The organism is Streptomyces massasporeus (assembly GCF_014648995.1).
Lineage (GTDB): Bacteria > Actinomycetota > Actinomycetes > Streptomycetales > Streptomycetaceae > Streptomyces > Streptomyces massasporeus.
On sequence record NZ_BMSE01000019.1, the window covers coordinates 97,019 to 121,176 of the forward strand.

At 73.2% G+C, this 24,158-nt stretch carries 18 protein-coding genes and 2 pseudogenes; 8 read left to right on the plus strand and 12 right to left on the minus strand.

Annotation, left to right across the window (positions count from 1 at the left end; all coding sequences use genetic code 11):
- Positions 1 to 4 precede the first annotated feature (4 nt).
- Together IE153_RS32425 and IE153_RS32430 are read left to right on the plus strand one after the other, a co-directional pair.
- Positions 5 to 574, plus strand: coding sequence for a cysteine hydrolase family protein (locus tag IE153_RS32425; RefSeq protein ID WP_189593300.1), 570 nt, complete (start codon positions 5 to 7; stop codon positions 572 to 574).
- A gap of 57 nt (positions 575 to 631) precedes the next feature.
- Positions 632 to 1,513 (plus strand): annotated as a pseudogene (locus IE153_RS32430) (bifunctional helix-turn-helix transcriptional regulator/GNAT family N-acetyltransferase).
- A gap of 18 nt (positions 1,514 to 1,531) precedes the next feature.
- Here IE153_RS32430 and IE153_RS32435 read toward each other — a convergent pair.
- Together IE153_RS32435 and IE153_RS32440 are read right to left on the minus strand one after the other, a co-directional pair.
- Positions 1,532 to 2,950: a DUF1996 domain-containing protein gene (locus IE153_RS32435; RefSeq protein ID WP_189593301.1), complete on the minus strand. Its 1,419-nt coding sequence runs from the start codon at positions 2,948 to 2,950 to the stop codon at positions 1,532 to 1,534.
- A 135-nt stretch (positions 2,951 to 3,085) separates the two neighbouring features.
- On the minus strand, positions 3,086 to 3,817 hold the full coding sequence (locus IE153_RS32440) for a flavodoxin family protein (RefSeq protein ID WP_189593302.1): 732 nt from the start codon (positions 3,815 to 3,817) through the stop codon (positions 3,086 to 3,088).
- Positions 3,818 to 3,941: 124 nt separating this feature from the next.
- Between IE153_RS32440 and IE153_RS32445 the strand changes: the two genes are divergently transcribed.
- Positions 3,942 to 4,943: an NAD-dependent epimerase/dehydratase family protein gene (locus tag IE153_RS32445; RefSeq protein WP_189593303.1), complete on the plus strand. Its 1,002-nt coding sequence runs from the start codon at positions 3,942 to 3,944 to the stop codon at positions 4,941 to 4,943.
- A gap of 464 nt (positions 4,944 to 5,407) precedes the next feature.
- On the opposite strand, the gene IE153_RS32450 is transcribed toward IE153_RS32445, so the two are convergent.
- Both IE153_RS32450 and IE153_RS32455 read right to left on the minus strand, forming a co-directional pair.
- The gene (locus IE153_RS32450) at positions 5,408 to 6,520 is read right to left on the minus strand and encodes a sensor histidine kinase (RefSeq protein WP_189593304.1); all 1,113 of its coding nucleotides are present in this window, start codon (positions 6,518 to 6,520) and stop codon (positions 5,408 to 5,410) included.
- Between the two features lie 2 nt (positions 6,521 to 6,522).
- Entirely contained in the window at positions 6,523 to 7,269 is a 747-nt protein-coding gene (locus IE153_RS32455; protein WP_189593305.1) for a response regulator transcription factor, read from the minus strand.
- Between the two features lie 122 nt (positions 7,270 to 7,391).
- Between IE153_RS32455 and IE153_RS32460 the strand changes: the two genes are divergently transcribed.
- The 3 genes from IE153_RS32460 to IE153_RS32470 are packed head-to-tail and all read left to right on the plus strand — an operon-like array spanning position 7,392 to position 9,486.
- Positions 7,392 to 8,087 carry a glycosyltransferase family 2 protein gene (locus tag IE153_RS32460; protein ID WP_189593306.1) on the plus strand — a complete coding sequence of 232 codons (696 nt, stop codon included), beginning with the start codon at positions 7,392 to 7,394 and terminating at the stop codon, positions 8,085 to 8,087.
- Positions 8,084 to 8,737 carry a TIGR04282 family arsenosugar biosynthesis glycosyltransferase gene (locus IE153_RS32465; protein WP_189593307.1) on the plus strand — a complete coding sequence of 218 codons (654 nt, stop codon included), beginning with the start codon at positions 8,084 to 8,086 and terminating at the stop codon, positions 8,735 to 8,737. Before IE153_RS32460 ends, IE153_RS32465 begins: the two co-directional genes overlap by 4 nt.
- The gene (locus IE153_RS32470) at positions 8,734 to 9,486 is read left to right on the plus strand and encodes a class I SAM-dependent methyltransferase (RefSeq protein WP_189593308.1); all 753 of its coding nucleotides are present in this window, start codon (positions 8,734 to 8,736) and stop codon (positions 9,484 to 9,486) included. Before IE153_RS32465 ends, IE153_RS32470 begins: the two co-directional genes overlap by 4 nt.
- A gap of 313 nt (positions 9,487 to 9,799) precedes the next feature.
- Here IE153_RS32470 and IE153_RS32475 read toward each other — a convergent pair whose 3' ends face one another.
- Positions 9,800 to 11,041 carry a molybdopterin-dependent oxidoreductase gene (locus tag IE153_RS32475; RefSeq protein WP_189593309.1) on the minus strand — a complete coding sequence of 414 codons (1,242 nt, stop codon included), beginning with the start codon at positions 11,039 to 11,041 and terminating at the stop codon, positions 9,800 to 9,802.
- A gap of 116 nt (positions 11,042 to 11,157) precedes the next feature.
- On the opposite strand from IE153_RS32475, the gene IE153_RS32480 reads away from it, so the two are divergent.
- Entirely contained in the window at positions 11,158 to 12,531 is a 1,374-nt protein-coding gene (locus IE153_RS32480; protein ID WP_229829285.1) for a hypothetical protein, read from the plus strand.
- Positions 12,532 to 12,566: 35 nt separating this feature from the next.
- Here the strand turns inward: IE153_RS32480 and IE153_RS32485 are convergent, their stop codons facing one another.
- Together IE153_RS32485 and IE153_RS32490 are read right to left on the minus strand one after the other, a co-directional pair.
- The gene (locus tag IE153_RS32485) at positions 12,567 to 13,061 is read right to left on the minus strand and encodes an ATP-binding protein (RefSeq protein ID WP_189593310.1); all 495 of its coding nucleotides are present in this window, start codon (positions 13,059 to 13,061) and stop codon (positions 12,567 to 12,569) included.
- Between the two features lie 167 nt (positions 13,062 to 13,228).
- On the minus strand, positions 13,229 to 13,594 hold the full coding sequence (locus IE153_RS32490) for a hypothetical protein (protein ID WP_438817967.1): 366 nt from the start codon (positions 13,592 to 13,594) through the stop codon (positions 13,229 to 13,231).
- A 320-nt stretch (positions 13,595 to 13,914) separates the two neighbouring features.
- Here IE153_RS32490 and IE153_RS32495 point away from each other — a divergent pair.
- Positions 13,915 to 14,817 (plus strand): annotated as a pseudogene (locus tag IE153_RS32495) (DUF5937 family protein); the annotation flags it as partial.
- Between the two features lie 8 nt (positions 14,818 to 14,825).
- Here IE153_RS32495 and IE153_RS32500 read toward each other — a convergent pair.
- From IE153_RS32500 to IE153_RS32520, 5 genes are all read right to left on the minus strand, one after another.
- Positions 14,826 to 15,458, minus strand: coding sequence for a potassium-transporting ATPase subunit C (locus tag IE153_RS32500; protein ID WP_189593311.1), 633 nt, complete (start codon positions 15,456 to 15,458; stop codon positions 14,826 to 14,828).
- A gap of 24 nt (positions 15,459 to 15,482) precedes the next feature.
- Positions 15,483 to 17,588 carry a potassium-transporting ATPase subunit KdpB gene (kdpB, locus tag IE153_RS32505; RefSeq protein WP_189593312.1) on the minus strand — a complete coding sequence of 702 codons (2,106 nt, stop codon included), beginning with the start codon at positions 17,586 to 17,588 and terminating at the stop codon, positions 15,483 to 15,485.
- Positions 17,585 to 19,264: a potassium-transporting ATPase subunit KdpA gene (kdpA, locus tag IE153_RS32510; RefSeq protein ID WP_189593313.1), complete on the minus strand. Its 1,680-nt coding sequence runs from the start codon at positions 19,262 to 19,264 to the stop codon at positions 17,585 to 17,587. The genes kdpB and kdpA overlap by 4 nt, the downstream gene beginning before the upstream one ends.
- A gap of 1 nt (position 19,265) precedes the next feature.
- Complete coding sequence (gene kdpF / locus IE153_RS32515) at positions 19,266 to 19,355, minus strand: K(+)-transporting ATPase subunit F (RefSeq protein ID WP_009326374.1); 90 nt, start codon at positions 19,353 to 19,355, stop codon at positions 19,266 to 19,268.
- A gap of 248 nt (positions 19,356 to 19,603) precedes the next feature.
- A complete protein-coding gene (locus IE153_RS32520) occupies positions 19,604 to 24,109 on the minus strand; it encodes a caspase family protein (RefSeq protein WP_189593314.1) in 4,506 nt (1,501 codons plus the stop codon).
- Positions 24,110 to 24,158 lie beyond the last annotated feature (49 nt).

Sequence of the window (24,158 nt, forward strand, 5' to 3'; positions counted from 1 at the left end):
GGGCATGGAACGAGGCGCAGACCCGAGGCGGTCGGCTCTGATCGTGATCGACATGATCAACACGTACGACCACGAGGACGCAGAGCTCCTCGTGCCGTCCGTGGAGCAGATCGTGCCGGTCCTGACGGAGCTGCTCGGCCGGGCCCGGGAAGCGGACGTTCCCGTGATCTACGTGAACGACAACTTCGGGTTGTGGCGTTCGCACCACGGAGAGCTGCTGGACGCGGCCCTGTCCCAGCGGCACGCCCACCTGATCGAGCCGATCCAGCCCGACGACCGGTCGCTCTTCGTCATGAAGGCCCGCCACTCGGTGTTCTTCGAGACGCCCCTGTCCTACCTCCTGTGGAGCCTGGGCGTCGGACACGTCGTGATGACCGGCCAGGTCACCGAGCAGTGCGTCCTCTACTCCGCCCTGGACGCGCACATCCGCCACCTGGAGGTGACGGTGCCGAGGGACGCCGTCGCCTCCATCCATCCCCACCTGGCGTCCGCGGCCCTGGAGATGATGGAGCGCAACATGGGCGCCCGGATCATCACGGCGAAGGAGACCGAGTTCGCGCCTGCCGAGGCCTGACCTGCCTTCACCGCTGCACCATTACCTGACTGAGGTCAGAGACGGACGAAGGAGCAGGTGAAGCAGGTACGGCGCTTCAACCGGACGGTCGCCGAGCGGGTGGGGGTGCTGCACGACCACTGTCTGGGCGGTGCGCGTCCCTACGGCCAGGCGCGGCTGCTCTGGCAGATCGGTGACGGCGGCACGCACGACGTCCGCGGCGTACGGGAGCGGCTCGGTCTCGACTCGGGCTCGACTCGGGCTATGTGAGCCGGCTGCTGCGGGCGCTCGAGCGGGACGGCCTCGTCACCGTCGAACCCCACCCCGAGCACCGGCGGGTCCGCACCGTGCGGCTGACCGAGGCCGGGCGGCGGGAGCGTGCGCTGCTCGACGACCGTAGCGACGCACTCGCCGCCTCCCTCCTCGACCCGCTCGACGCCCGGCAGCGGGAGCGGCTGACCTCCGCCATGGCGGAGGTCGAGCGACTGCTGACCGCCTCGATGGTCCACCCGGAGGAACTCGACCCCGATCACCCGGACGCCGCGCACTGCCTGCGGCCCTCCGCCGGCGAACTGCGGGACCTCTTCGACAGTGGCTTCGACCCCGCGAACAGCCTGCTGCCCGACCCGGGCGAACTGCGGGCACCGCGCGGGCTGTTCCTCGTCGCCCGGCTGCACGGCGAGCCGGTGGGCTGCGCCGGCCTCAAGCTCCCGGCCTGGGCCCCGGCGGAGATCAAGCGGCCGTGGATCTCCCCGCCGTCCAGGGGGCTCGGCCTGGCCCGGCGGCTGCTCGCCGAACTCGAGGCCCGCGCCGCCCGGCACGGCAGCGACCGGGTGCGGCTCGACACCGGCAAGGCGCTGACGGCGGCCACTCGTCTCTACCGCGACAGCGGGTACACCGAGGTCCCCGCCTTCAAACGACGGGCCGTACGCCCACCACTGGTTCGAGAAGCGGCTGTGACGGCGGGCGCTCGCCTGCTCAGCCGCAGCGGCGGCCGGAGTTGATGCATGTGACCGCCTTCTTCATCAGTCGCTCGGGTATCGCGTTGATGAAGTCGCCGTGGTCGGTGACGGGCTTGTGCAGCGACTCGGGGAAGCTGTCCACGGCGAAGGCGGTGCTGCCGGCCAGGCCGCTGTAGGTGAGGCGCTGCACGAGTTGCGGGACCGCCTTGAAGCCTGCCGGGCAGTTGCCGCGGGCGTCGGCGAAGGCGACATGGCTGCGATGGTTGGCGCTGTCGGTGTTCCGTCCGTCCCAGCAGCTCTGGAACCGCTCGGTGCGGACCACCTCGCTGCCGGCCGGGCAGATCGGGTACTTGTCCTTGAGCTGGACGCGGTTCTCGAAGCCGGTGCAGGACCAGGCCGCGTTGGCGTTGGCGCCGCCGTTCGCGTTGGCCTTCGCGTCACCGGTGATGATGCGCAGGAAGCGCGGCATGGCCACCACCTTGCCGCGGGGGCTGCCGACGAAGGTGAGGCTCGCGGACGTGGGGGTGAGGATCTTGCCCACGTTGCCCTCGGCTCCGCCGCCGGGCTTGCCCGCGTCCGCCTCCTCGACTCCCGCGCGGTCGCGCAGCACCGGCCAGTAGTACGTCGACCGGTCGCCGTTGCTGCACGTCGTGTCCGCCGCGGCCAGGGTGTCGTCGGTGGTGAAGGCGTCGACGCCTATGGCGCCGACGTAGTCGTGGGTGTGGTGAGCCCCGTTGCCCACTCCGGGGGCGACGATCACGTTGTCTGAGTTGTGCCGGCCTTCCGCGTTGACACCGCAGCGGGTCTTGAAGGCGCCCTTGGAGGCGTTGCGGCCGTCGCGGGGCCGGGCGGGCACGTTGCGGGCGACCTTGGTGATGTCCACGAAGTCCTCGGGCACCGGGCCGTTGCCGGCGGTCGGGGACGGGCTCGCACCCTGCTGCCCCCGACCCTGTTGCCCCTGCCGACCTTGCTGCCCCTGGCCCTTCTGCCCCTGGCCGGCGCCTGCCGACGTGCACGCGGCCAGGCCGTTCAGGCCCTGCGGCCGGGGTGCGCCCGTGCGGCTGATCGCGATGGCGATGCGGTCGACGGTGGCGGCCCGCTTGTCCTTCAGGGGGCCGAGGATGGCGTTCCGCACGAAGTCCGGACCGCCCTGGCCGCGCGTGGCGGCCAGCCGGTTGCCCGCCTCGGTGATCTGGGTCTGCAGCAGTCGCAGATTGCGGTCGACCTCCGCACGCGCCTGCCGGGGCACGTCCGGCAGGCGGTCCGCCACCGAGGGGCAGGACAGGGGTGAGGCCGCGCGGGTGGTGGCGCGGGGGGCGTCGGTCGCGTCGGCCTGCATGGTGACCAGCGCGAGTCCGACCCCGCCCGCGGCCAGCCCGGCGACCAGGACGATCGCGTTGCGCCGCTTCCGATTGCGACGGTGTCCCTGGTTCATGGTGATCCTTCCGTTCCTGCGTCAGGTGGGAACACCGTGGCCGCTGGGACAAGGGGCAGACCACTGGTTCCGGCCTCGCGTCACCATCGCGTAAGAAGTCGCATGAGGACCTGCGCCCCCGCGCCGCCCCGCCGGTCAGCGGTGCTCGGGGTTGTCCGCACCGGGGCGGCAGCCGGCGTCCCACTGCGAGCGCTGGTTGCCGTGGGCAGGGACCCCTCCGGCGCGCTTCAGCAGGGCAGCGATGTGCATGAGGTTCCAGGTCATGAAGCTGGTGTTGCGGTTGGTGAAGTCGTTCTCCGGGCCGCCGGAGTCGGGGTCCAGGTACGACGGCCCGGGGCCGGCCGCGCCGATCCAGCCGGCGTCCGCCTGCGGCGGGATCGTGTAGCCGAGGTGCTGGAGGCTGTAGAGGACGTTCATCGCGCAGTGCTTGATGCCGTCCTCGTTGCCGGTGATGAGGCAGCCGCCGACGCGGCCGTAGTAGGCGTACTGGCCCTGGGAGTTGAGCAGCGAGGAGCAGGCGTAGAGGCGCTCGATGACCTGTTTGGTGACGGAGCTGTTGTCGCCCAGCCAGATGGGGCCGGCCAGGACCAGGATGTCCGCCGCCATGACCTTCTCGTACAGCGCCGGCCAGGTGTCCGTGGCGAAGCCGTGCTGCGTCATGTCCGGGTAGACGCCGGTTGCGATGTCGTGGTCGACGGCGCGGATCAGGTCCGTGGTCACTCCGGCGTTCTCCATGACAGCCCGGCTCTTGTCGATCAGGCCCTGGGTGTGGCTGCGCTGCGGGGACGGTTTGAGGGTGCAGTTGATGTAGAGGGCGGTCAGGTCGTCGAAGCGGGGGGCCGCATCGGGTGCGGAGGGGGCTGTCATGGGTGCAGGGTCTCGCGGCGGGCCCGGTTTGTTGCGGTTCGGCGCACCCGCGCCCGCCTTACGGAGTCATGACGCACGGCCGCGTTCCCGTGAGGCGGCGGCCGTGCGCGCCTAGCGTGCCCGTATGCGCGTACTGGTCACCGGCGGTGCCGGGTTCATCGGGTCTCACGTGGTCGCCACCCTGCGGGAGCGGGGGCACGAGGCGGTCGTGTTCGACGTGCGGGAGGATTCGGCGTCCGACGTGCGGGAGGCCACGGCTCTGCGCCGTGCCCTGGCCGGTGTGGACGCCGTGTGCCACCAGGCCGCGAAGGTCGGGCTCGGCGACGGGGTCGCGGACGCGGCGGACTACGTCTCGCACAACGACCTGGGGACGGCCGTGCTGCTCGCGGCCATGGCGGAGGCGGGTGTGGGGACCCTTGTGCTCGCCGGGTCGATGGTCGTCTACGGCGAGGGGCGGTACGTGTGTGCGCGGCACGGGGTGGTGAGGCCCGGGCCGCGGGCGGTGGCCGATCTCGACGCGGGCCGGTTCGAGCCCGCGTGCCCGGAGTGCGGGGAGGACCTCGCCCCCGGGCTGGTCCGCGAGGACGCCCCGGCCGATCCGCGGAACGTGTACGCGACGACCAAGCTCGCGCAGGAGCATCTGGCCGCCTCCTGGGCCCGCTGTACCGGCGGGTCGGCGGTGTCGCTGCGCTACCACAACGTGTACGGGCCCGGCATGCCCCGGGACACCCCCTACGCCGGTGTCGCCTCCTTCTTCCGCTCGGCGCTCGCCCGGGGCGAGGCTCCGCGGGTGTTCGAGGACGGGCGGCAGCGCAGGGACTTCGTGCACGTCCGGGACGTGGCGGCGGCGAACGCCGTGGCGCTGGAGGCTCGGGCCGCGCCGGGTGCGCTCACCGCGTACAACACCGGCAGCGGCGACCCTCACACCGTCGGTGAGATGGCGCGGGCACTGGCCGCCGCGTACGGCGGGCCCGAGCCGGTCGTCACGGGTGAGTACCGGCTCGGGGACGTACGGCACATCACCGCGGACTCGTCGCGGCTGCGGGCGGAGCTGGGGTGGAAGCCGGAGTCCGGCTTCGAGGAGGGCATGACGGAGTTCGCACGAGCGGGGATGCGGGGCGCGTAGCCGGCCGGACGGCGGCGGCCGCCGCGAAACCGCAGCGCTCACAGGCAGAGCACCCAGGCGCAGGCACGCGGCGGATGTTCCACCGCGAAGCCGTAGCCCCCGCACGCAGCAGCGGTCGCGCACGAAACCGAAAGGCTCCAGGCGCCCGCGCGTTCCGGCACGAGGCCGAAGTGCCGGCGCGGGGACGAAGTGCCGGCGGGCGTCAGCACGCAGCAGCGGGCCCGCCGCGAAACCGGAGCGCTCCCGTGCGCCGGCACGCGATGGACATTCCACCGCGAAGCCGAAGCACCCGCACGCAGCAGCGGTCGCGCACGAAACCGAAAGGCTCCAGGCGCCCGCGTCCGCCGCGAGGCCGAAGTGCCGGCGGGCGTCAGCGCGTGGCAGCGGGCCCGCCGCGAAGCCGGAGCGCTGGGCTCGCCGGCGCACGCACGCCGCAACGGATGAGGCGCGAACTCAGCTCGTCCTCACGACGCCGCCGCCGGCAGTACCACCTCGAAGCGGCAGCCCCCGGGGATGTTGCGTACGCCGGTCCGGCCCTGGTGGGCCTCCACGATGCCGCGGACGATGGCGAGGCCCAGGCCCGCGCCCGCCGGGGGCGTCCGGGCGTGCGTGCCGCGCCAGCCGGTGTCGAAGACGCGTGGGAGGTCCTCCTCCGGGATGCCACCGCAGCCGTCCGTCACCGACAGCACGACGCCCTCGGGAGAACGCTCGGCGGCGATCGCGACCGTGCCGTCGGCCGGGGTCCGGCGGATCGCGTTGACCAGCAGGTTGCCCAGCACCCGGCTCATCTCCTTGCCGTCCACCTCCACCGGCACCGGCTCGATGCGACCGCCCACCAGCCGCACCCCCTGCTCGCGGGCGAGCGGGTCGGCCCCGGCGAGCGCGTCGCCGACCAGGTCGTACAGGGAGATCCGGGTGGGCGTCAGGGCCAGGGTCCCGGCGTGGATGCGGGAGAGTTCGAAGAGGTCGCCGACCATGCCGTTGAGGCGTTCGACCTCGGTCCGCATCTGCCGGAGATAGCGGTTCGGGTCGGCGGCGACGCCGTCCTCCAGGGCCTCCGACATGGCGCGCAGACCGGCCAGCGGGGTCCGCAGGTCGTGGGAGATCCAGGCGACGAGTTCACGACGGGAGGTCTCCAGGGCGCGTTCCCGTTCCCGGGACTCGGCGAGCCTGGCGCTGGTGGCGGCCAGCTCGCGGCTCACCGCGGCGAGTTCGGCCGTGGCGGGACCGCCGGGCGCGGCGAAGTTCCCGCCGTCGCCGAAGGAGCGTGCGGCCGCGGCGAGTTCACGGCTGCGGGCCACGACCCAGCGGCCCAGCAACAGCGCGGTGGCCAGGGAGACGACGGCCGCCATGGCGACGACGGTCGTGACGACCGTCAGGTCGTGCGGCGACAGGAACATCGCCCAGGCGACGATGAGTGTGCCCGCGAGCATCGCGACGACGCCCACCGCCGCCACCACCGCGAGCGAGACGGTCAGCGAGCGGCGGCGGATCAGGCGCAGTGCACCCGCTCCGGCCAGTCCCGTCGCGGCGGCACCGGCGAAGGCGTACAGGGCGATGAGGAGGTTGTCGCGCACGGTCAGTCGGCCCCTTCACCGGGATCACCGGGTCCACCGGGTTCGAAGCGGTAGCCCACGCCCCAGACGGTCTGGATCAGGCGGGGCCGGCCGGGGTCGTCCTCGACCTTGCCGCGCAGGCGGCGGACGTGGACCGTGACGGTCGACAGGTCGCCGAAGTCCCATCCCCAGACCTCGCGCATCAGGTCCTCGCGCCCGAAGGCCCGCCCCGGGTGCCGCAGGAAGAAGGAGAGCAGGTCGAACTCCCGGAGGGTGAGGGCGAGTTCGACGCCGTTCTTGGTGGCCCTGCGGGCCGCCGGTTCGACCGTCAGACCGGCCGCCCCCAAGCGGTTCCCCGTGACGGCGGGGCGGCTGCGGCGCAGCACCGACTCGACGCGCAGGACGAGCTCGCGGGGGCTGAAGGGCTTGGTGACGTAGTCGTCGGCGCCGACCTCCAGGCCCAGGATGCGGTCGTCCTCGTCGCCTCGGGCGGTCAGCATGATGATGGGCACGGGGCCTCGGCCGCGGATCCTCCGGCACACCTCCAGACCGTCCATGCCGGGCAGCATCAGATCGAGCACGACCAGGTCCGGCCGGTGCGCGGCGGCGCGGGCGAGGGCGGTCGGGCCGTCGTCGGCGCGGTCCACGGCGTAACCGGCGCGATCCAGATATCCGGCGACGACCTCGGCGACGGTCGGATCGTCGTCGACGACCAGGATCCTGCGGCACCCGTCCGCGGTCCCGGGGAGTTCGTACGGCTGTTGGTGCATGCCTCCAGCCTGGCACCGCGCCGCCACCGCCGGGGGGTGCGGGCACCGCTGCGGCCTCGACGTCCGCGTTTCGTAAGGAGCGGTGGTCCGGTTTGCCCGGTTCGCGTTCGTAGGGTGAAACCGTGACGACGACACCCTCCGACGTCGACGTGGTGCTGCCCTGTCTGAACGAGGCCGAGGCCCTTCCCTGGGTGCTCGAACGGATTCCGCCGGGCTGGCGCGCACTCGTCGTCGACAACGGTTCCACTGATGGTTCGGCCGGGGTCGCCCGCGCGTGGGGCGCGACCGTGGTGCACGAGCCGCGGCGGGGCTTCGGCGCGGCCTGCCATGCCGGGCTGACGGCCGCCACCGCCGAGGTGGTGTGTTTCTGCGACTGCGACGCCTCCCTCGACCCGGGGCTCCTGGCCCCCTTCGTGCGCGAGGTGCGCGCGGGCGCGGCCGACCTGGTGCTCGGGCGGCGGCGTCCGCAGGGGCGGGGCGCGTGGCCGCCGCATGCCCGGGCCGGGAACCTCGCACTCGCGAGGATGCTGCGCCGCCGCACCGGGCTGCGTCTGCACGATCTCGGTCCCCTGCGCGCCGCCCGCCGGGAGCCGCTGCTCGGCCTCGGCCTGAGCGACCGGCGCAGCGGCTATCCGCTCCAGATGGTCGTCCGCGCGGCCGACGCGGGCTGGCGGATCGCCGAGCACGACGTGCCGTATCTGCCGCGCACCGGGGCCTCGAAGGTGACGGGCACCTGGCGCGGTACCTGGCAGGCCGTTCGGGACATGAGCCGTGTGCTGGCCGAAACGCCCGAGCCCGAAGGGGGAACCGTCCGTTGACCACGCTCCTCGTCATCGCCAAGGAGCCGCGGCCGGGACGGGTGAAGACGCGGCTCACGCCACCCTTCACGCCCGGACAGGCGGCCGAACTGGCGGAAGCGGCCCTCGCGGACACGCTGCACGCCGTGGCGGCCACCCCCGCCACCCGGCGCGTCCTCGTGCTCGACGGTGCCCCCGGCCCCTGGCTGCCGCCCGGCTTCGACGTCGTGGCCCAGTGCGCGGGCGGTCTGGACGAGCGGCTGGCGCACGCGTTCGCGCGCTGCGCCGGTCCGGCCCTGCTCATCGGCATGGACACCCCGCAGGTGACCCCCGGACTGCTCACCGTCGACTTCGCCGACTGCGACGCCTGGTTCGGCCCGGCGGAGGACGGCGGCTTCTGGGCCCTCGGCCTGGCCTGCCCGGACCCCGCCCTGCTGCGGGGTGTGCCCATGTCGACGCCGGTGACGGGCGCCGTGCAGCGGGAGCGGCTGGTCGCCGCGGGGCTGCGCGTGCGCGACCTGCCGACGCTGCGGGACGTCGACACCGCCCCCGACGCCCACGCGGTCGCCGCGCTCGCCCCGCGAGGTCGCTTCGCGGCCCGGCTGGCCCGCTGTTCCCCGGCTGCGGAGCCGGTCGCCGAGCCGGTGTCGCCTCCGGTCGGCCCTCGATGAGCGCCCCGCCCGCCACCGCCCTGGCCTGGGCCGCCGCCGACCCCTACGACGCCGCTCTGCGCGCCGGCCGCGGCCCCCTGTTCCTGCGGCGCACCGACGGCTGGCTGCTGCCGCTGGAGGTGGAGCGCTGGTGCGCCCGGGCCGACCCCGTCGACCGGGACGTGCTGGACCGGTGCGAGGGGGCCGTGCTGGACGTGGGGTGCGGGCCCGGGCGGCTCGTGGCCGAACTGGCCGTCCGGGGGCGGGCCGCCCTCGGCATCGACGTCAGCGAGGCCGCGGTGGAGCACACCGTCCGGCTCGGGGGCCAGGCGCTGCGGCGGTCGGTGTTCGAGCGACTGCCCGGCGAGGGCCGCTGGGACACCGTTCTGCTCATGGACGGCAACATCGGCATCGGGGGCGACCCGAGCGCCCTGCTGGAACGGGTCGCCGGGCTCCTGCGCCCCGGCGGTCTGCTGATCGCCGAGACCACCCCCGCGGACGTCGACGAACGGGTGCGCGTCCACATCACCGACGCCCACGCCACCTCGGGCGCCCCTTTCCCCTGGGCCCGGCTCGGCACCCGCGCGCTGCTCCGGTACGCGCGGAACCACTGGGAGCGGGACGGTCAGTGGACGGCCGGCGGACGGCGCTTCGCCGCGCTGCGCAGCCGCAGCGTCAGCAGCAGCGCCGAGCCTGCGAAGAGGACCGCGGTGATCAGCAGCCAGCGCGTGAGGAACACCTCCGGCGGCAGGCCGGTCCCGGAGCGGTAGCGCTCCTCCACCCTTCCGCTGATCAGCGGGAACCACACGAGGAGGAGCAGCCCGGAGAGGGCCGCCGGCACCCGCACGTACATCGTCCACTCCCGGCGGCGGACCCGGCCGAGCCCCCCTACGACCGCCCGGTCCGCCGCCGCGTACAGCGGCAGCAGCACCAGGTCGTGCAGCAGCGCGGCGCCCACGACCCACAGCGCCACGCCGAGCCAGTCGCCGGCGAGCAGGCGCACCCCCGCGTAGACCGCGAGGGCGAACGAGCAGGACAGCAGCAGGATGTGCAGGGGGCTGCCGACGGCGAGGCGTCCTCGCATCACAGGTCTCCGAACGTCATCCGGGCCACCCATTTGGTGTTCAGCACACCGGGGGCCGCGGGCACGATGATCCGGGCCGGGTGGCCGTGGTCGGGGGACAGTTCCTCGCCGTTGACGGACAGGGCGAGCAGGGAGCGCGGGTCGGCCACCTGGTTGGCGCGCAGGGCGGCCTTCCGGAAGGCGCCGTGGCGCTGGAGGGACTCGACGAACACGTCCGGCGGGTCGTCCTCGTACCCGACGAGGGCCGCGAGGTCGCGCAGCCGCACCCCGCGCCACCACTGGTCCGGGGTGGACCAGCCCTCCACGCAGGCGATGGGCAACGCCGAGCTGTACAAGGGCAGTTCGGCGAGCTGGGCGCGGCTGAGACGGACCGTGCCCGTACGCCCCGTCACGACGAGCCGCCAGGCGTCCTCGGCTGTTTCCGCCGTGCCGATCCCGGCGTACGCGGCGGTCTTGTTGATCTGGAAGCCGTTCGGGCCGCTGCCGGGATCCCCGCCGCCGTGCGGGGCGAGGAGGGCGGTGCGCCGCAGCGGGCCGCCGAGGTTCTGCCCCACGGTCGTGGCGAACAGCAGCAGCGAGCCGCCCCCGACGAACCACAGGGCGCCCCGCCGGGAGACGGTCGGCTCGGCGGGGCGTGGGGAGACCAGGTCGTCCTTCTCCTCGCGCAGCCGCCGCAGATTGCGCAGTGCCGTGGGCGTCTTCAGCAGCGCGTGGGCCACGAAGGCCGCGAAGAACACCCAGGCGCCGTAGAAGTGCAGGGGGTAGAACGAGCCGGGGAAGACGTAGTCGAGCTGGACGTTGAGGACGCCGGTGACGAACTCGAACAGTCCGCCGCCGACCAGCAGCAGCAGTGAGACCCGCTCCAGGGCGTGCGCGAGCGAGCGGGCCGGCGGCAGGGTGAACAGCCTCGGCACGACGGACCACAGCTTGGCGAGCAGGACGGGGATCAGGGTGATGCCGAGGGTGACGTGGACGCCCTGGTTCAGCCGGTACAGCCAGTGCGGGTCGGTCGGCCAGGCGAAGAGGTAGAAGCCGAGGATCCCCTTGTCCGGAGTCTTGTCGTTGACCGGCGAGAGGTTCGGGTTGTAGGCGGCGTACGAGAGAAGTCCCGTGACGAACAGCACCGTGATGCCGGCCAGGAGGACGAGGCCCAGCACCGAGGTGAACCAGGGGCCGCGCAGCGGGCTGCGCCAGAAGCCGGGGGACGTGGGAAGCCGCGGATCGCGTGGATCGTCTCGCATGAGCCGACGGTAGGCCGCGAGAGCCCCGCGAAAGGGTGCGCGACCCATGACGAAACGCGGACATCGGGCCCGGTCGGCGGCTCGTGACCGGCCGTGCGGCCTAGCGTGCCGGTGTGATCCGCACCCTGCCCTCCCCTGCTCGGACCCGCGGGTCCGAGCCTCCCGGCCGTCTGCGCCGTGACCTGTACGCCGCCGGGGCCGCCGCGGTGCTCGTGACGGTGGCCGTGGTGGTCGGCCGCCACATCGAGGACACCCGCGGGACGCTGTTCGTCGACTGGCCCCCGCTGCTCGCCTCCTGGGGGCCCCACGTGGGCCCCGGCACCCCGGCGGCCGTGCTCGTGGCGGTCGCCGGGGTGGCCTACGGCCCCGCCCTCGCGGCCCGCCTGCCCTGGCGGGCCCTGCTGCCGGTGACCTGGGGTGCCTCGACGGCGTGGATCCTCTCCCTCGCGCTGATCGACGGCTGGGACCGGGGCATCGCGCGCAGGCTCACCACCCGCTACGAGTACCTCCAGGTCATCGACCGCTTCCACGACATCCCGGCGGCGCTGCGGGACTTCACGGGGCACATCCTGCTGGACTCGCCCGACAACTGGCCCGCCCACATCGCCGGGCATCCGTCCGCCGCCCCCCTCACCTTCGTGCTGCTCGACCGGATCGGGCTGCGGGGCGGGGGCTGGGCCGGGATGTGGTGCGTCACCGTCGGCGCGACGGCCTGTATGGCCGTGCTGATCACGATCCGCGCCCTGTCCGACGAGGCACTGGCCCGCCGGGCGGCCCCCTTCCTGGTCCTGGCCCCGGCGGCCGTGTGGTTGGGCACCTCGGCGGACGCGTACTTCGCGGCGGTGGCGGCGTGGGCGGTGGCGCTGCTCGCCCTGGCGGTCACCCGGAGATCCCCGGGGTGGGCGGGCGCGTCCGGGCTGCTGTTCGGCCTGACCTGCTACCTGTCGTACGGCCTGACCCTCGTCGCACTGATCGCGGCGGCGGTCCTGGTGCTCGGCCGTCACGGGGTCCGGGAGCGCCCGGCCCTGCTGGTGCCGCTGCTCGCCGGACTGGCCGTGGTCCCCGCGGTGTTCACCCTCGCGGGCTTCGACTGGTGGGAGGCCTACCGTCTGCTGGTCACGCGCTACGCCCAGGGCGCGGGCGGCATCCGCCCCTACGGTTACTGGGTGTGGGCCAACCTGGCCTGCACGGTGCTCATCATGGGACTGGCGACGGCGGCGGGGCTGCGGCGGACAGGGGCCGTACTGGTCCGACGCCGCACCGCGCCCCGGGCGGGCGTCCGCCTCGCGTTCCTCGTGTCCACCGCGCTCCTGGCCCTGCTGGTCGCCGACCTGTCCGGCATGAGCAAGGCGGAGACGGAACGCATCTGGCTCCCCTTCGTGGTGTGGCTGCTCCCGGCCTGCGCGTTCCTCACCCGGCCCCGCTCCTGGCTCATCGCCCAGGCGGTGCTCGCGCTGCTCCTCAACCATCTGCTGCTCACCGGGTGGTGACCCGGGCCGGGAGGGGGGCGCGTCGGGGGGGGGCGTCAGGCGGCCGGGCCGACCGCGTGTTCGGCGCCGGGGCCGCCGTCCGGGGTGGGGCGAAGGCAGGCGGTGATCTGCTTGCCGCGGCCGAGGGGCGTGACGGTGACCTCGCTGCTGACCGTGTGCACGACGTGCATGCCATGGCCGCCGAAGCGCTGCCCGTCGCGCTTCCTGACCACCGGCTGCTCGGTGGAGGTGTCCCACACCGTGATGGCGAGTTCGTCTCCGGTGAGCCGCAGGACCATCCCACAGGGGCCGGGAGCGTGCCGGATCGCGTTGGTGACCAGTTCACTGACGACCAGTTCGGCGTCGATCGCCTGCGGGGCCGGCACGGGCGTGCGGCCGGTACACGGTGCGTGCGCCAGGAACGCGTGCAGCGCCCGGCGCGCCTCGACGGCGCACGCTGCGCCGTCGTCCCAGACCGCGCCGCAGTGCAGCGGGACCTGCTCGTCCGTGCCCGGCTCATCTGCCGCCTGCTTCATAAGCGGGATGACCATATGGGGCTCTTTCGGTGTTGTTCGTGTTGCTCAGTGGCCTTTCGGACGTCGTTTACCCCGCCGCGGAGCGCGCATACTGCCGACGGCCCGCCGTTGTGATGTGCTCTGCGCCGCATGGCCCGCAGCCGAGGGGGTGAACGGCGGGGGCGGGCCGTGCGACGCGTCCGTCAGACCCTGTTGATGCGGGCGGCGATTCCGTGTCCGAGCAGCAGATAGATTCCCGCGGGAAGTCCGTAATTGAGGACGACCCGCAATCCTTCTGTGTCCATGGTGAAAATGTCCTGCGCCCATCCGGAGAGCCAGTCGGCTGTTCCGTGCACGAACCCGACGAACGGATTCCCCTGATTGGCGTCGAGGAGATAAAGCACGATCCACAGCCCCAGAAGACCGGCCGCGATGTCGGCGATCGTGCAGAGCGTCAGGGCCGTCCGCCGTGCGGTGGCCTGGTTGCGGGCCGTGCGGTCGGGCGGCGGGGGCTGGCCGTAGGGCTGGTACGCGGAGGCCGGATCTGTGCCGTTCACGTGACATCCCATCTGACGTATTGATGACGTGTTGATGCGCCGGCCGGCCGCCCACACGAGTGACACCGGGAGTGGGGATTCCATTTCCGCCGGCCTTTTCTGCCCCCTACAGCGTCCTGCGAGTGCCGTCGCGTTACACCCCGCCACCGGGAAGCGAAAATATCGCGGCCTGTTCGGTCACGTACGCAAAAGGCCACCCCTCAAGGGACATATCAGGCGGCCGGAGCGGTGGCGACCGCCGAGGCGGACAGGAGCGTCGCGGTGGCGAGGCTGCCCCAGAGGGCCGTCGGGCCGTGGGGGGCGAGGGCGGTGATGACCGTCGGGGAGACGGCGAGGCAGAGTTCCTCTGGCGGTCCTCGCAGGCCGACTTCCTGATCCCCGCCCGGCCCCGGCCGACCCTCGCCGAGGAACTGGACGCCGTGGACCGGATCGACGACGACCGGTATGTGACGGCCGCCCTCGTCACGACCTGCGGCAGCGGCCGGATCCCCCGCGCCGCGCCGTCACCGCTCACGGACGCGGCCGCGCGGGAGCGGGCCCTGGACCTGGCGCAGGCCCGCGGCCCGCGGCAGGAGGCCTTCGCGGAACGGCTGCTCGCCGACCCGGCGGCCGTGCGGGCGCGTGTGCGCGACACCCTCGAACAGTGCGCCGAGGCCTTCTTCGACGCCGCGTGGGCAGGTGTCGTGGTGCAGATCGCCACCGATCTGCGTCTGAAGAACGACCTGCTGAGGCGTCAGGGGATCGGGGCGGCCCTCGCCTCGGTGTCCGGGGCGGTCACCCTGGCGCCGGACGGTGACGTCATCGTCGTGGACAAGCTGCAGGACAAGGCGACCACCGCCGACGGCGCCGGGGTCACCTTCATCCCCAGTGTCTTCGGCCGTCCCCACCTGGTGGCGGTCCACGCGCCCGGCTGGCAGCCGGTGGTGCAGTACCCGGTGGCCGAGCCGGGTCCGCCGGAGCCGGTGCCGCTGGAGACGGTGACGCTGCGGCTGGAGGCGCTCGCCCATCCGGTACGGCTGCGGCTGCTGCGCACCCTGGCGCGCGGTCCCCACACCACCGGCGAGCTGGCCCACGCCTGGGAGCTCACACCTCCGGAGGTCTCCCGCCATCTCGCCGTGCTGCGCCGCGCGGGCCTGCTCACGCCCCGGCGGCACGGCCGGTACGTCCGCAACACCCTCGACCTGCCCGCGCTGTCGGCCCTGGGCACCGACCTGCTGACGGCCGTGCTGCGCTGAGCTGCTGCTCAGTGCTTTGCCACGAGCTCCCGGAGCGCGATGTTGAGCGCGAGGACGTTCACGCGGGGGTCGCCCATGAAGCCCAGGGTGCGGCCCTCGGTGTGGCGGTCGACGAGCCGCCGGACCTCGGTGACGGAGAGGTGGTTGCGTGCGGCGACCCGGTGGACCTGGAGGGCGGCGTACCGCGGGGAGATGTCGGGGTCGAGGCCGGAGCCGGAGGAGGTGACGGCGTCGGCGGGGACGTCGTCGGGCTTCACCCGGTAGCCGGCGGTGGAGTTCTCCCTCACCACCTCGGCCTTGGCCGCCCGCACCGACTCGACCAGCTTCCGGTTGTCGGCGGAGAGGTTGGTGGCGCCGGAGAGGATCAGCTTGTACTGCGTGTTGGCGGTGTTCTCGCCCAGGCCGTTCGCGGGGCGGGGCTGGAAGTAGTCCAGGCTGTACCCCTGTTGGCCGATCAGGGACGAGCCGACGACCTGGCCGTCCGCCCGCACCTCGGAGCCGTTCGCCTTGCCGGGGAACAGTCCCTGGGCGATGCCGGTGACGGCCAGGGGATAGAGGACACCGGTCACCAGGGTCAGCACGAGGAGGGCGCGCAGGCCCGCCCCGAGCAATCGGGCGGTGTTCGTGACGGAGTTGTTCATGACGGTCAGCACGCTTTCGGAGAATTACAGCCCGGGGATGAGGGAGACGATCAGGTCGATGAGCTTGATGCCGAGGAAGGGTGCGATCAGCCCGCCGAGGCCGTAGACCGTGAGGTTGCGGCGGAGCAGCTTGTCGGCGCTCAGCGGCCGGTAGCGCACGCCCTTCAGGGACAGCGGAACCAGCGCGACGATGATCAGCGCGTTGAAGACGACCGCCGACAGGATCGCGGAGGCGGGCGAGGACAGCCCCATGATGTTGAGCTTGTCCAGGCCGGGGTAGACCGCGGCGAACAGGGCCGGGATGATCGCGAAGTACTTGGCGACGTCGTTGGCGATGGAGAACGTCGTCAACGCGCCCCGGGTGATGAGGAGTTGCTTGCCGATCTCGACGATCTCGATGAGCTTGGTCGGGTCGGAGTCGAGGTCGACCATGTTGCCGGCCTCCTTGGCGGCCGACGTGCCGGTGTTCATGGCCACGCCGACGTCCGCCTGGGCCAGCGCCGGGGCGTCGTTGGTGCCGTCGCCGGTCATCGCGACGAGCTTGCCGCCCGCCTGCTCCCGCTTGATGAGGGCCATCTTGTCCTCGGGGGTGGCCTCGGCGAGGAAGTCGTCGACACCGGCCTCCTCGGCGATGGCCCTGGCCGTCAGCGGGTTGTCGCCGGTGATCATGACGGTTCTGATGCCCATGCGGCGCAGTTCCGCGAACCGCTCCCGCATGCCGTCCTTCACCACGTCCTTGAGGTGGACGACACCGAGGACCCGGGCGCCGTCCGCGTCCTCGACGGCGACCAGCAGCGGGGTGCCGCCGGCCTCGGAGATCCGGGCGGCAAGGGCTTCGGCGTCCTCGGCCACGGCGCCGCCCCGCCCCTCGACCCAGGCGGCCACCGACGCCGTGGCCCCCTTGCGGACCTTGCGGCCGTCGGCGTCGACACCGGACATCCGGGTCTGCGCGGTGAAGGCGATCCACTCGGCGCCGGCGAGCTCCCTCCCGCGCAGACCGTGCTTCTCCTTGGCCAGGACGACGACGGAACGGCCCTCGGGCGTCTTGTCGGCCAGCGACGACAGCTGGGCCGCGTCGGCGAGTTCCGCCTCGGTGACCCCGTTCACCGGCACGAACGCGGCGGCCTGCCGATTGCCGAGGGTGATGGTGCCCGTCTTGTCCAGCAGCAGTGTGGAGACGTCACCGGCGGCCTCGACCGCGCGGCCGGACATCGCCAGGACGTTGCGCTGGACCAGGCGGTCCATGCCGGCGATGCCGATCGCGGAGAGCAACGCGCCGATGGTCGTGGGTATCAGGCACACCAGGAGCGCCACCAGCACGACCGTCGTCAGCCGGGTGCCGGCGTGGTCCGCCAGGGGCGGCAGGGTGGCGCAGGCGAGCAGGAAGACGATCGTCAGCGAGGCGAGCAGGATGTTCAGCGCGATCTCGTTGGGCGTCTTCTGCCGTGCGGCGCCCTCGACGAGGCCGATCATCCGGTCGATGAAGGTCTCGCCCGGCTTGGTGGTGATGCGGATGACGATCCGGTCGGACAGCACCTTCGTACCGCCGGTGACGGCCGAACGGTCGCCTCCGGACTCCCTGATGACCGGGGCGGACTCGCCGGTGATGGCCGACTCGTCGACGGAGGCCACGCCCTCGACGACGTCCCCGTCGCCCGGGATGACGTCGCCCGCCTCGCAGACGACCAGGTCGCCGATCCGCAGTTGGGTGCCGGGGACGAGCGTGCCGTCGGTCCGGCGGGCCACGCTGTCCGTCTTGGCCTTGCGCAGGGTGTCGGCCTGCGCCTTGCCCCGGCCCTCGGCGACCGCCTCCGCCAGATTGGCGAAGACGACGGTCAGCCACAGCCAGGCGCTGATCGTCCAGCCGAACCAGTCGCCCGGGTCCGTGAAGGAGAACACGGTCGTCAGGACCGAGCCGGTCCACACCACGAACATGACGGGTGACTTGACCATGATCCGCGGGTCGAGCTTGCGGAACGCGTCCGGCAGCGACCGGAGCAGCTGCCGGGGGTCGAACAGGCCCGTTCCGGCACGGCCCTCGGAGGTCTTGTGGCCCGTCGGCGCGTCCGGGTGGGGCGCCAGGGTGGGAGTGGACATGGAGTCCTCACGGGGTTCGGTGCGGGTGGTCATGACGCCAGCCCCTCGGCGAGCGGGCCGAGCGCGAGGGCCGGGAAGTACGTCAGTCCGGTGATGATCAGTACGGCGCCGACCAGCAGGCCGGTGAAGAGCGGCTTCTCGGTGCGCAGGGTGCCCGCGGTGACGGGGACCGGCCGCTGCCCGGCGAGCGAGCCGGCCAGGGCCAGGACGAAGACCATGGGCAGGAAGCGGCCGAGCAGCATCGCGAGTGCGGTCGTCGTGTTGAACCAGTCGGTGTTCGCGTTCAGTCCGGCGAAGGCGGAGCCGTTGTTGTTGGCGGCGGAGGTGAAGGCGTAGAGGATCTCGGAGAAGCCGTGCGCGCCCGGGTTGAGCGTCGAGTGGGGCGGGGTGGGCAGGGCCACGGAGGCCGCGGTGAGGACCAGCACCAGGGCCGGGGTGATCAGGATGTAGCAGGCGGCGAGCTTCATCTCCCGCGCGCCGATCTTCTTGCCCAGGTACTCGGGGGTCCGGCCGACCATCAGACCGGCGACGAACACCGCGATGACCGCGAGGATCAGCATGCCGTAGAGGCCGGATCCGGTGCCGCCCGGGGCGATCTCGCCCAGCATCATCGAGAGCAGGGTGAGGCCGCCGCCGAGGCCGGTGAAGGAGGAGTGGAAGGAGTCGACCGCGCCGGTCGAGGTGAGGGTCGTCGACACCGCGAAGACGGAGGACGAGCCGACGCCGAAGCGGACCTCCTTGCCTTCCATCGCGCCGCCCGCGGCCTGCAGGGCCGGGCCGTGGTGGGCGAACTCCGTCCACATCATCAGGGCCACGAAGCCCAGCCAGATGGTGAACATCGTGGCGAGGATCGCGTGGCCCTGCCGCACGTTGCCGACGAGCACGCCGAAGGTGCGGGTGAGGGAGAAGGGGATGAGAAGGATCAGGAAGATCTCGAAGAGGTTGCTGAAGGGCGTCGGGTTCTCGAAGGGGTGGGCGGAGTTGGCGTTGAAGTAGCCGCCGCCGTTGGTGCCCAGCTCCTTGATGGCCTCCTGCGAGGCGACCGCGCCGCCGTTCCACTGCTGCGGGCCGCCCGTGCTGTGCCCGTTGAAAAACTGGCCGACCTCGTGGATCCCGGAGAAGTTCTGGATCACGCCGCAGGCGACCAGGACGACGGCGGCGATCGCCGCGGCCGGCACCAGGATCCGCACGGTGCCGCGCACCAGGTCGGCCCAGAAGTTGCCGAGGTCGCCGGTTCGCGCGCGGGCGAAGCCCCGGACGAGGGCCACGGCGACAGCCATGCCGACGGCAGCGGAGAGGAAGTTCTGCACGGCGAGACCGGCGGTCTGCACGACGTGCCCCATGGTCTGCTCGCCGTAGTACGACTGCCAGTTGGTGTTGGTCACGAACGACACGGCCGTGTTGAACGACTGCGCCGGGTCGACCGACGCGAAGCCGAGCGAGCCGGGCAGGACGCCCTGGAGCCGCATGAGCAGGTAGAGGAACAGCACGCCGACGGCCGAGAAGGCGAGGACGCCGCGCAGGTACGCGGTCCAGGTCATCTCCGTGTCGGGGTCGGCGCCGATGGCCCGGTAGGCCCACCTCTCCACCCGCAGGTGCCGCTTCGAGGAGTACACCCGGGCCATGTAGGTGCCGGCGGGGACGTACGCCAGTGCCAGCGCCGCCACGAGGGCGAGCAGCTGGAGGACGCCGGCGAGGACGGGACCCATCTCAGAACCTCTCCGGGAAGATCAGGGCGAGGACGAGATAGCCCAGCAGGGCGACGGCCACGACCAGGCCCACGACGTTCTCGGCGGTCACAGCTTCGTCACCCCCTTGGCGACGAGGGCCACCAGCGCGAAACCCGCGAGCACGGCGACGACGAAGGCCACATCGGCCATCGCGAACTCCTGAAGTGAGGTGCGGAGAAACGGACGCTTCGAGGAAAGCGCCCCGATGGCCGGATCGGATCGTCCGTTGACGGGTCCCTTACGGCGGGGGCCACGCCTTTGACGACCCCTTGACGCCCTTGATCCTTTCGACGCCCGTGATCCTTCGGGACGGCCTCGTCACCCGGGCAACGGCGCGAGGAGTTCCGCGCACCAGGTGAAGCTCGCCGTCCCCGCCTCGTGCGCGACGACGAATCCCGTGGCGCAGGCGGCGATCGAGGAGACGGCGGCGGGCAGGTGGTAGGGGGCGGCCGGCTCCTGCCGGTTCACGAGGTCCCAGATCACGACCCGCCGGTCCTCGCCGCCGCCCACGGCGAGGACCCGGCCTCCCGGCAGCCGGGCCGTGGCCAGCGCGGTCACCCGGCCCCGCAGCCCGGTGAGGGATTCGGCCGCCTGCGGACGGTCGAGGTCCCACAGGCGGACCTCGCCCCCGTCCCCACCGGCCAGGACCACCGTCCGTTCCCCGGGCAGTACCGCGGTGGCCACCGACGCGATCCGTCCGCCGCGGCGGGGCGGTGCGGCCACTTCACGCCCGGTCGACACGTCCCACACCAGCAGGTTGCCCCGGCGGTCGCCGCTGATCGCGACACCGGGGGCAGGACCGCCGTCGGTCAGGGCCAGCGCCAGCACCCAGTCGCCGTGCCCGGTGAAGGTCCGCAGCCGTGCCCCCGTCGCCAGGTCCCACACCGTCACGACGCCGGTGTCCCCACCGGTGAGCAGGACCTGGCGGCCGTCCGTGGCACGGCCCACCGCCACCGTCCTGATGCGTTCCGCGCGGTGGGGGAACTCGTGGACCAGACTGCCGCGGGTCAGGTCCCACATCCGCAGGGAGCCGTCCCGGCCGCCCGCCACGACGACCGGCCCCACGTCCGGCAGTTCGGCCGTCGCCAGCGCCCGCACCAGCAACCGTCGGCCCGAGTCCTCCAGGGCGTGCCTGTGGTCGCCCGTCATCAGGTCCCGCACCTCCGCGCCCCGCTCGCCGCCCCCGGCGACACACAGGGCCGGCCCCTCCTCCGGCTCGGCGACGGCCACCGCCTCCATGACCTCCTCGTGGCCGGTCTCCGGGGCGTCCGGGCGGGCGTCCGTGACGTCCCAGACGACGGCGTGCCCGTCGGCGCCGCCGCTCACCGCCACCAGACGGCCGTCGAGCAGCGCGACGTCGACGCCGTGCACGCCGCCGGGGTGCGCGGCGAAGACGTGGGTGGGCCGGCCGGTGCCCGTTTCCCACACGGCGACGCGTCCGTCGGCGCAGCCCGTGACGACCCGCCCGCGCTCGCCGTCCCCGCCCAGCGCGAGGCAGGTGATCACCCCGTGGCCCGCGGAGGCCAGTTCGTGCAGCCTCCGGCCCTCGGCGAGGTCCCACACCAGGACGCGTCCCGCACGGTCGCCGCTCACGGCGACGCGCCGGTCTCCGGCCGTGCCCGTGGCCACCCGGGTCACCCGGTCCTCGTGCCCCGTCAGCGTGTGCAGCTTGCTCCCGTCGGCCGCGTTCCACACCTGCACCCGGCCGTCGTAGCAGCCGGTGACCGCCACGACGGTGCCGTCGCCCAGCGTCGCCGTGGCCACCGCGCGGACGAAGTCCGGGTGCGGGCCGAGGGTGCGCAGCCACTGTCCCGTCCGCACGTCCCAGACGCGGGCGCCCCGGTCCTCCCCCACCGCGACGGCGACCGGGGTGCCGTCCGGCAGTCGCGCGGTGGTGAGCCCGGAGAGCAGCACCATCGAGCTGTCCAGCCGGGTCGGCGTTCCGCCGTCCGGGTTCCACAGGACCACCTGGTGGCCGTGTCCGGCGGCCACCGCGCGGGTGCCCCCCTCGGGCAGCGAGACCGTGACGAGCATCCGGATCGGCCCGACACCGGCCGCCTGCCGGCGGACCAGGTCGCCGGTGCGCGGGTCGTGGACGTACAGCCGGCCGTCCTCCCCTCCGGAGACCAGAACGTGGCGTCCGTCGGCGAGTTGTGCCGGCGCGACCGTCCGGGCCGGGCCCGACAGGCCGCCGAGGGTGCGCAGGATCCCACCGCCGAGCGGGTCCGACAGCCGCGTGCGGTGGGTGTCCCCGGTGCTGAGGACCACGCACTCCCCCTGGCCCCGCGTCTCCCCCGCCGCGTCAGGGTCCGGCGTCCGGGCGAGCAGCACCTCGAAGACGGGCCCGGCGTGCGGGCCGAGGGTCTGCAGCCGTGCCGTGGTCGCGGTCCGGCTCACGGCCCAGACCGGCCGGGCCGAGACCGGGGGCGGGCCCGCCCGGGAGGCCAGCCCGTCGGACAGGGCGGTGTCCCGCCATACGGCCGCGTCGAGGCCGAGCAGATCCCGCCGTACGGCCGCCAGGTGCCGGAGCGGATGGTGTGCCGTGGTCTGACGGTAGATGTCGGCGTGCGTCCGGGCCCGGCGCCCGTGCGCCCGGTGCAGATGCCGTACGAGCCGCTCCGGGTCGGCGTGCAGCAGGTACGACACGTCCTCGAGCAGCGCGTCCAGCTGCTCCGGGCCGACGTCGGCCGCATGGTCGGCCGCGTGCCGCCGCAGGTAGCGGTCCGCCCGGGACCAGTCACGGACGCCGTGCTCGGCCGGAACGGCCGACAGCAGGGCGTCCAGCACGGCACGGCCGTCCGTGCGCCCTGCCAGGTGTTCGGCCGGCGCCCGGTGGAAGAAGCTGTAGAGCTTGCCGTCGTCCACGGCCGGGTCGGCACCGGGGTCGTAGGTGGTGCGGAGATAGAACCGGGCCACGGTGAGGGCCTCCGCGGTGTCCCGCAGCCGTGGCGGCAGCGCCCCGTCACGCACCTCGGGCCGCAGCGCGAGAGCCACCTCGTGCAGGAGGCCGGACGGCATGCCCTGCCCGGCCGCCCGGGCGAGCGCCGCCAGCACCGCGTCGGTCCAGGGCAGTTCGGCCGTGAGGGTGCGCAGGTCCAGGTCGAGCATCCCCGGCAGATCGCACGGCAGTTCCCGGGCGATCTCGGCCCCGGAGAGGATCGTGCCCGCCCGGGAGAGTCTGCGCAGGTGCGCGCCGTACACGGCCGCGGTCAGGAACGCCCCGTGCTCGGCGGAGCCCGACAGGCGGTACGCGATCATCTCGGTCACGTCGGTGGAGTAGTCGGTGTCCAACAGGCGGCCCAGATAGGTGCCGAGGTGCGCTGCCAGCGACGTGGGCTGTTCCGCGTCGAGGTCGAGGTGTCGTTCCGGGTGGCCGGCCAGGGCCGCGTGCAGGTCGGGCAGGCTGTCCGGCCACAGCCGGGTGCCGATCAGAACCCGGCACCCCGGCGCCGGATCACCGCCCTCGCCCGTCAGCGGCAGCAGCACCTGCCGCAGCAGCCCATCGGGGTCGTCGGCCTCGTCGAGCGCGTCGAGGACGACGGTGACGTCACCCGCCGCGCCCAGTGCGGCGGTCAGTTCGGCGAAGGTCGCCTTCGCCGCCCCGGTCCGTGCGGGCGGGCGGCCGCGCTGCTGGCGGGGCAGGCGCAGTACCCGGGCCTGCCGGTACAGCGAGTCCACGACGTCCTGGGTGGACAGCCGGTGCGCGTGCACGGCCAGCAGCAGCGGGTCGGGCGGCGGACGGAAGTCCCTCAGGTCGAGGCGGTCGCGCAGGGGACGCAGTTGGGGATGGACGGTGCACACCGTCACCCCGAGGAGTGCCGACTTCCCCGCACCGGGTCTGCCGGTGACGGCCAGCAGGCGGTGCTGCCGGGCCCGGGGCTCGCCGAGCCACTCCTCGATGCGCTTGAGCTCGCCGCGGCGCCCGCTGAAGAAGAACGCCTCCGCGTCCGGGGTGCCGGCGGCCCGGGCGGCGAAGTGGTGCAGATCCAGCCGGGGATCCAGTCGCTCGGCGTAGCGCCGCAGGGAGGCGACCGCTTCGGCCCGGAACTGCTCCGCGGCGTCGACGGCGTAGTGCGGGTTGCGCAGGAAGGGCGCCGGTGACAGGGACGCCTCGTCGTGCTTGGTGCACACCACGTCCTGCTTCGGCATGCCCGCGGCGGTGTCGACGCGGTCCAGCTCCGCGTCCATCTCCTCCGCCAGCAGGGTCACGGGGACGTGCTCCAGGTCCGGGGGGATGTCCAGGGTGCGGCGTGCGATGCGGTCGATCACCGTCGCGGCCGCCTTGCTGAAACGCGCTCCGTAGGTGATGTCCCCGGCTGCGCAGGCCGCGATCACCCAGGCGTTGCGGCTCTCCACCCCGAGCAGGCGCTGGGCGAGCTGTGAGGTGAGGGCCGTACCGCCGCCGCACACGTCGAGCAGGAACAGGACCGGCCCGCCGTCCTCGTGTTCGACGTCCCGGAGCAGATCGTCGACGTCCACGCTGGTCGTGCGGATGCGCTTGGGGAGGGTGGTGGTGTTCCTCATCGCCAGGTACAGCACCGGCCCGACGGTCTGCGCGTGGCCGCTGAAGTGCACCACGAGGGGGTCCTGTCCGGCCCGGTCCCGCGCCGTCCGCCACGCCAGGCGGAACTCGGCGGGGGTCGGGTCGAGCAGTGGCCCGGTCACCTCGAGCCCGGCCCGGTGGAGCGCGCGGGCGACGTTGTCCACGGCGTCGGCCACGCTCGGCAGAGGTTCGAGCGGAAGGACCCCCGCGGCCTCTTCCTCCTCGCTCGGGACGCGCGCGGGGAAGCCTCCCGCGCCCACCACGAGTGCGTGCACTGTCACGGCCGTGCTTCCCCTCCGTACGGCATGAGTCCTCGGGCGTGCGCGCCCG